The sequence below is a fragment of the Rugamonas sp. genome, from assembly GCF_025354735.1.
Taxonomy (GTDB): domain Bacteria; phylum Pseudomonadota; class Gammaproteobacteria; order Burkholderiales; family Burkholderiaceae_D; genus Rugamonas.
Window position 1 is genome coordinate 1 of record NZ_JANXMI010000121.1, and the last position, 7,170, is coordinate 7,170.

The 7,170-nt window shown below is 61.9% G+C and carries 8 protein-coding genes and 2 tRNA genes; all 10 read left to right on the forward strand.

What is annotated here, in order from left to right:
* Positions 1 to 574: SDR family NAD(P)-dependent oxidoreductase (locus Q0S71_RS10095; protein WP_295994434.1), on the forward strand; the 574-nt coding region annotated here is incomplete at its 5' end.
* Between the two features lie 249 nt (positions 575 to 823).
* Positions 824 to 1,309, forward strand: coding sequence for a tol-pal system-associated acyl-CoA thioesterase (gene ybgC / locus Q0S71_RS10100; RefSeq protein ID WP_295994447.1), 486 nt, complete (start codon positions 824 to 826; stop codon positions 1,307 to 1,309).
* Positions 1,309 to 1,998 (forward strand): protein TolQ, encoded by a 690-nt coding sequence (gene tolQ, locus Q0S71_RS10105; RefSeq protein ID WP_295994436.1) that lies wholly within the window; start codon positions 1,309 to 1,311, stop codon positions 1,996 to 1,998. Before ybgC ends, tolQ begins: the two co-directional genes overlap by 1 nt.
* A gap of 15 nt (positions 1,999 to 2,013) precedes the next feature.
* Positions 2,014 to 2,451 (forward strand): ExbD/TolR family protein, encoded by a 438-nt coding sequence (locus Q0S71_RS10110; protein ID WP_295994438.1) that lies wholly within the window; start codon positions 2,014 to 2,016, stop codon positions 2,449 to 2,451.
* A gap of 23 nt (positions 2,452 to 2,474) precedes the next feature.
* Positions 2,475 to 3,416: a cell envelope integrity protein TolA gene (tolA, locus tag Q0S71_RS10115; protein WP_295994440.1), complete on the forward strand. Its 942-nt coding sequence runs from the start codon at positions 2,475 to 2,477 to the stop codon at positions 3,414 to 3,416.
* Positions 3,417 to 3,424: 8 nt separating this feature from the next.
* Positions 3,425 to 4,717, forward strand: coding sequence for a Tol-Pal system beta propeller repeat protein TolB (gene tolB, locus Q0S71_RS10120; protein ID WP_295994443.1), 1,293 nt, complete (start codon positions 3,425 to 3,427; stop codon positions 4,715 to 4,717).
* Positions 4,718 to 4,764: 47 nt separating this feature from the next.
* Positions 4,765 to 5,292 carry a peptidoglycan-associated lipoprotein Pal gene (pal, locus tag Q0S71_RS10125; protein WP_295994445.1) on the forward strand — a complete coding sequence of 176 codons (528 nt, stop codon included), beginning with the start codon at positions 4,765 to 4,767 and terminating at the stop codon, positions 5,290 to 5,292.
* A 119-nt stretch (positions 5,293 to 5,411) separates the two neighbouring features.
* The gene (gene ybgF, locus Q0S71_RS10130) at positions 5,412 to 6,167 is read left to right on the forward strand and encodes a tol-pal system protein YbgF (protein WP_295994449.1); all 756 of its coding nucleotides are present in this window, start codon (positions 5,412 to 5,414) and stop codon (positions 6,165 to 6,167) included.
* Between the two features lie 113 nt (positions 6,168 to 6,280).
* A tRNA-Lys gene (locus Q0S71_RS10135) sits at positions 6,281 to 6,356 on the forward strand.
* Between the two features lie 85 nt (positions 6,357 to 6,441).
* Positions 6,442 to 6,517, forward strand: a tRNA-Lys gene (locus tag Q0S71_RS10140).
* Positions 6,518 to 7,170 lie beyond the last annotated feature (653 nt).

Consider the following 7,170-nt stretch of genomic DNA (forward strand, 5'->3'; position numbering starts at 1 on the left):
CTCGATCAATGGCGCGCTGGACGGCCTGCCGGACGAATGGGCGCAGATCGACGTGCTGGTCAACAATGCCGGCCTCGCGCTGGGCGTGACGCCGGCGCATGAATCGTCGCTGGACGACTGGGACACCATGATCGCCACCAATTGCAGCGGCCTGGTGGCGATGACGCGCGCCATCCTGCCCGGCATGGTGGCGCGCGGCAGCGGCACCGTCATCAACCTCGGCTCCATCGCCGGCTCCACGCCCTACCCCGGCGGCAACGTCTACGGCGCCACCAAGGCCTTCGTCGAACAGTTCACGCTCAATCTGCGCGCCGACCTGATCGGCACCGGCGTGCGCGCCACCAACCTGGCGCCCGGCCTGTGCGGCGGCACCGAGTTTTCCAACGTGCGCTTCAAGGGCAATGACGACGCCGCCGCCAAGGTCTACGAAGGCACGACGCCGCTGACGGCCGAGGATATCGCCAACACCGCCTACTGGATCGCCACGCTGCCGCCGCACATCAACGTCAACAATATCGAAATGATGCCGACCTGCCAGGGTTTCGGGCCGCTGGCCATCAAGCGCACCGTGTAAGCGCACCGTGTAAGCGCACCGCGTAAGCGCGCGGCCTAAGCCGGCGGCGGCCCGGCGCGCCGCCGCGATATTTCAGTGCTGAAGCGAATCGTAAGCGGTTGTTACAATGCTTGGCAAGGTGCCTTGTATCAGTTCTACTCTGGCAACGAAAAGCGCGTCCCTACTTTTGGGCGGGAATCGGCATGGAATTTTACATTCCCCCAAATATATTTCCGCAGTGCGCCAACCAGAATAACAAAATCGCGTAAAATGTTGCTCAATCTCATCAGTAGCAAACCAAACATGGCCGCAGCTTTCATCTGGACGGTCCGGGTCTACTACGAAGACACGGACGCCGGGGGCATAGTCTATTATGCGAATTACCTGAAATTCTTTGAACGCGCGCGCACCGAGTGGCTGCGCGCGATCGACGTTGGCCAGCACGATTTGCTGCAAGAGCAGGACGCGATGTTCGTGGTCCAGAGCGTCAGCGCCGACTATCACGCGCCTGCGCGACTCGATGATGTATTAAAATTAACGCTGAGTATCGAAAAGCTGGGCCGCGCCTCGGTCATCTTCGTGCAACAAGCGTGGCGCGGCGAGCAATTGCTGAACACGGCCCGCGTCAAGGTCGCCTGCGTCGATTCGGCGCTGCGCCCGCGCGCGGTGCCGGCGGCCGTGGCCGCCAAAATGCGCGGCGCCTCCACCGACGCCACGTCTCCTGACGCGACTCACCCTGAAAAGACTGAATCCTAATGAACGTCACTCCCGATCTCGACTTCCTGTCCCTGATTACCAACGCCCACCCCATCGTGCAGTTAATCATGGCGCTGCTGATCGGCATTTCGCTGACCAGCTGGACCTATATCTTCAGTAAGCTGTTCGCCGTGCGCACCGCGCGCCGCCAGACCGCCGAGTTCGAAAAATCGTTCTGGGCCGGCGGCAATCTGCACCAGTTGCACCAGAACGCAGGCAGCAACCGCGCCACGCACGGCGCGCTGGCCCGCATCTTTGAGTCCGGCATGGGCGAGTTCATCAAGGGCAAGGCTTCCTACGGCACGCGCGACGCGCTCGACGTCGGCGCCGTGCTCGACGGCGCCCGCCGCGCCATGCGCGCCGCCTTCCAGCGCGAAATGGACGCGCTCGAATCGCACCTGGCGTTCCTGGCCTCGGTCGGTTCGGTGTCGCCCTACATCGGCCTGCTCGGCACCGTGTGGGGCATCATGAACGCCTTCCGCGGCCTGGCCAATGTGCAGCAGGCCACGCTGGCCGCCGTCGCGCCCGGCATCGCCGAAGCGCTGATCGCCACCGCCATCGGCCTGTTCGCCGCCATCCCGGCCGTCGTCGCCTACAACCGCTTCGCCCACGACATCGACCGTCTGGCGATCCGCTTCGAGAGCTTCGTCGAAGAGTTTTCCAACATCCTGCAACGGCAGTCGCGTTAAGCGGAAGGCGAGACCATGGCATCGTCCTTTTCCAGCAGCATGCGCGGCGGCCGCGGCCGCAAGTTCAAGTCCGAAATCAACGTCGTGCCGTATATCGACGTGATGCTGGTGCTGCTCATCATCTTCATGGTGATGCCGTCGTCGAACAACCCCAGCGTCGTCAATTTGCCGAACGCCGAAAAATCGGCCCACCCGCCCGACGACTACATCCAGATCGTCATCAAGCCGAACGGCGCGCTGTCGATCGGCGTCAAAGGCAAGGAAGAGGAAGCCCCGGAAACGGCGCCCAACCGCGACGCGCTGGTGCGCAAGCTGCGCGCCATCCACGGCGACCATGCCGACTATCCGGTCTTGATCGCCGGCGACAAGGACAGCAAATACGACGACGTGATCCAGCTGATTTCGGAAGCCAAGAAGATGGGCATCAACCGCGTCGGCCTGGCCACCAAGTAAAGCATAGCGATACAGTGCAGACGATGAAACCTTCCTCCACAGGCGCGCCGTACAAGGTGCCGCGACAGCACGACGGCTGGCGTTCGCTGACGCTGGCCGCGGCGATGCACGCCGTGCTGATCCTGTTCCTGTGGGTGGGCGTACACTGGCAGAGCAACAAGCCGGTCGCGGTCGAGGCCGAAGTGTGGGACATGAGCGTGCAGCAGGCCGCGCCGCCGGCGCCGACGCCACCGCCCGCCCCCGAGCCGGAACCGGAGCCGGTCGTGAAAGCGCCGCCGCCGCCGGTCGCGCCGCCGGTTGAAGCCCCGCCCGCGCCCAAGGCGCCGGACATCGCGCTCGAACGCCTGAAGGCGAAAAAGAAACTGGCCGAGGAAAAACTCGAAGAAGCCAAGGAAGCGGCCAAGCTGAAAAAGCAGGCCGACGAAAAACTGGCCAAGCTGAAAGCCAAGGACGATGCCAAGAAGAAAGAACTGGCGGAGCAGAAGGCGCAGGAAGAAAAAGACAAGCAGGACGAGCTCGACAAGAAACTGCAAGCCGACAAGGACAAGAAGGCCGCCGCCGACAAGCTGGCCAAGGCCAAGGCCACCGAACAAAAGGCCGCCGACAAGGCGCGCGCCGCCGAGATGAGCCGCATCACCGGCGCCGTCGGCAGCGGCGCGGTCGGCACGGCGGCCAAGTCGACCGGTCCGAAAGGCGACGCCGGCTACGGCGGCGCACTACAGGCGGCAATCCGCAGCCGGCTGGCCTACAGTTCCAGCGACGACAGCTTGGCGGCGACCGTCAAGATCACGCAGTTGCCGACCGGCGAAGTGATCGGCACGAAAATGGTTAAGAGCAGCGGCGTGGCGGCTTACGACAACGCCATCCTGCGCGCGATTGAAGCGGCCTCGCCTCTGCCCAAGAAAAAAGATGGTACGGTGGAGCGCGAAATTACCGCTGACTTCAATTTGAAAGATTTGCATTGATGACGACCATGAAAAAACCCAGCTCCGCCTTGCGTCTCGCCCTGAGCCGCACCCTGATCGCCGCCGGCCTCAGCGCCGGCGTCGCGGCCACCGCCCACGCGCAAATCCACATCGAAGTGTCCGGCGTCGGCAACAACCAGATCCCGATCGCCATCGCCACCTTCGCCGACGAAAACCTGGCGCCGCAACACATCTCGGCCATCATCAAGGCCGACCTCGAACGCAGCGGCGCGTTCCAGATCATGGACGCCGGCACCATCTCCGACACGGCCGACGTCGACTACAGCGCCTGGAAATCGCGCGGCGCCGCCGCCGTCGTCGTCGGCAGCGTGCAGCAGTTGGCCAACGGCAGTTTCGCCGTGCGCTACAAGCTACTCGACACCGTCAAGCAAGCGAAGATTTCACAGCTCGACGTGATGACGGCGCCGCAATATCCGCGCGTCTCCGCGCACAAGATCGCCGACGACATCTACCTGAAACTGACCGGCGTGCGCGGCGCCTTCGACACCCGCATCGCCTACGTCACCGAGGAGAACCGCAAGTTCAAGCTCAAGGTGGCCGACGCCGACGGCGAAAACATCCAGGAAGCGCTGGCCTCGCCGGAACCCATCATTTCACCCTCGTGGTCGCCCGACGGCACCAAGGTTGCCTACGTGTCCTTCGAGCAGCGCAAGTCGGTGGTCTATGTGCAAAACCTGATCACGCGCGCGCGCGTGGTCGTGGCCAACGAAAAGGGCAGCAATTCGGCGCCGTCGTGGTCGCCGGACGGCAGCAAGCTGGCCGTCGCGCTGTCGAAAGACGGCCACACCCAGGTCTACGTGGTCGGCGCCGACGGCGGCGGCCTGCACCGCGTCTCCAACAGCGCCGGCATCGACACCGAACCGCAATGGTCGGCCGACGGCCAGAACATTTACTTCACCAGCGACCGCAGCGGCGGCCCGCAAATCTACCGCATGAGCGCCAACGGCGGCGACGCCCAGCGCGTGACCTTCAGCGGCAGCTACAACATCAGCCCGCGCATCGCCTCCGACGGCAAGACGCTGGCTTATATTTCCCGACGCGACGGCAACTTCCAGCTGTACGTGCTCGACCTGGCCAGCAGCCAGGAAACGCGGCTGTCCGACACCAACAACGACCAGTCGCCGAGCTTTTCGCCGAACGGAAAATACATCATGTACGCCACCCAGGCCGGCCAGCGCAAGTCGCTGGCCGTGGTCTCGGTGGATGGCCGTGTTAAACAACGCCTGACTGCACAGGCGGGCAATATCAAGGAACCCACTTGGGGTCCTTTCATGCAGTAATATCAGTTTTTAATAGTTTTTATCCGTCCATTACTAGGAGAGTCAACATGCGCAAAATCAGCAGCTTAGCCTTCGCCGTCACCACCGCCGCCATCCTGTCGGCTTGCAGCACCCCAGTCAAAGTCGCCGAGCCAGCACCGGTCGTCGAAAAGCCGGTCGCCACCGCGCCAATGAGCGACAACACCCGCTCGGTCGCTCCGGTCGTCGCTCCAGCGATCGATCCGCTGAACGACCCGCAAGGCGTGCTGGCCAAGCGCAGCGTGTACTTCGACTTCAACAGCTACGTTGTGCGCGACGACGGCAAATCGGTGGTGCAAAACCACTCCGACTACCTGCAAAAGAACAAAGCCCGTTCGATCCTGATCCAAGGTAACACCGACGAACGCGGCGGCGCCGAATTCAACCTGGCCCTGGGCCAGAAACGTGCCGAAGCCGTGCGCAAATCGATGACCACCCTGGGTGTGTCGGATTCGCAGATCGAAGCCGTTTCGCTGGGCAAGGAAAAGCCTAAGGCCGAAGGCCACGACGAAGCAGCATGGGCGGAAAACCGTCGTGCCGATATCGTCTACAAGTAATCGACTGATTTACTGTGACCCGGGTGCCGGGTCACAGGCATAATACGGGGCGGCGCGCGGAACAATCCGCGCCCCGCCCCGTTTCCATTGCCCGAACCGTTATGAAAGCGCCCGACATGATCAACACCCGTACCAAATCCGGCCTGCTGGCCGCCATGCTGGCCGCCTGCGCTTACTTCCCCCTGCACGCCGCCGCCGGCGTGTTCGACGATGACGAGGCGCGCAAGGCCATCCTCGACCTGCGCGCCAAAGTGGCCGCCATCACGGCCGACCTGAACACCCGCCTCGACACCAAGTCCGACAAGTCGAGCACGCTCGACCTGGTGGCCCAGAACGAACAGACGCTGCAACAGATCGCCCAACTGCGCGACCAGATCGAAGTGCTGGCCAACGACCTGGCGACGGCGCAGAAGCGCCAGAAGGACTATTACACCGACCTCGACGCGCGCCTGCGCAAGCTCGAACCGCACCAGGTGACGATAGACGGCAAGGCCGCGCAAGTCGACCCGGCCGAGCAGAAATCGTACGACGCCGCGCTGCTGCTGTTCAAGGCCGGCGACTACAAGAACGCCGCCGCCGCGCTGACCGAGTTCGTGCGCAACTATCCAGAATCGGGCTACGCCGCCAACGCGCAATACTGGCTCGGCAACGCCTACTACGCGCAGCGCGACTGCAAGGGCGCCATCGCCGCGCAGCAAGTGGTGCTGAAGGCTTATCCGGACAGCCCGAAGGCGGCCGACGCCATGCTCAACATCGCCAGCTGCCAGACCGAGCTCAAGGACAAGGGCGCGAAGAAGACCTTGCAGGAGCTCATCAAGAACTATCCTGACTCGAGCGCGGCGGCCACCGCCAAGGAACGCCTGACGACCAAGTAGCAAGCCGGCGGACGACGGCCGCACCGACGGCGTCGCGCCCCGGCGATGGCGTGAAATCGGCGCCGGGCCGTTTGACAGAAAACGCTATACCGCCTATAATCTCGCTTCTTCGGGGGTCGTTAGCTCAGCTGGTAGAGCAGCGGACTTTTAATCCGTTGGTCGCAGGTTCGAATCCCGCACGGCCTACCACCGAATTTCGCGACGCCGATTGTGCGTTGCGTTTGGAAGGAGTTACGAGACTCGTAATTCCTTTTTGTTTTAAAGCGCAGTCCTTGGGTCGTTAGCTCAGCTGGTAGAGCAGCGGACTTTTAATCCGTTGGTCGCAGGTTCGAATCCCGCACGGCCTACCAAGAATATCCTAGAAGCCCACGAATTTCGGTTCGTGGGCTTTTTGCGTTCTGGTCGCTCTCTGGTCGCTTCGGAAAACGTCCGATCCCTGCCGGTCCGCATCAATATCGAAAAACCTTCTCAAAGGCAGGTCTAAATCTGCGCTGTCACGCAGAAAAAGACCCACTTCGACAAGCATAGAGATCGCGCTGGAGGGTCCCCTGTGATCCATGCAACTTTGCTCTCGCTTTCCTCCGGCTCTAATCATCTACAGGACCAACAATATTCACCACCCGTCTCGCGGAGTGACCTTCTTTTCGTCAAAGCCCCATCGCTCGCATAAAGCGGCAAGACAACAATCAAGCGCAGTCGAAACAGTACGCCGTGTAGCATATGAGCGCCAAAGCAGCTCTGCCGCGTCCATTGATCGCGTGAACGCTGGAATTTCCACATCAACCAGAAACTCTGTACCGTCCTCTCGATATCGCCTACACGTTCCGAGAATTTTTCCCTCTTCACCAATCTCAATCTGATCGTGTTGATTTGCACCGAAAACTGACCCACTTAGCCGCATAATTTGCATCGAAAATTGACCCACGTTTAGCACACAATCCTACTTATCTTGATGAGTAGGGGGATCGGAGTGATCGACGTGGCATTACTAGGAATAATCAGA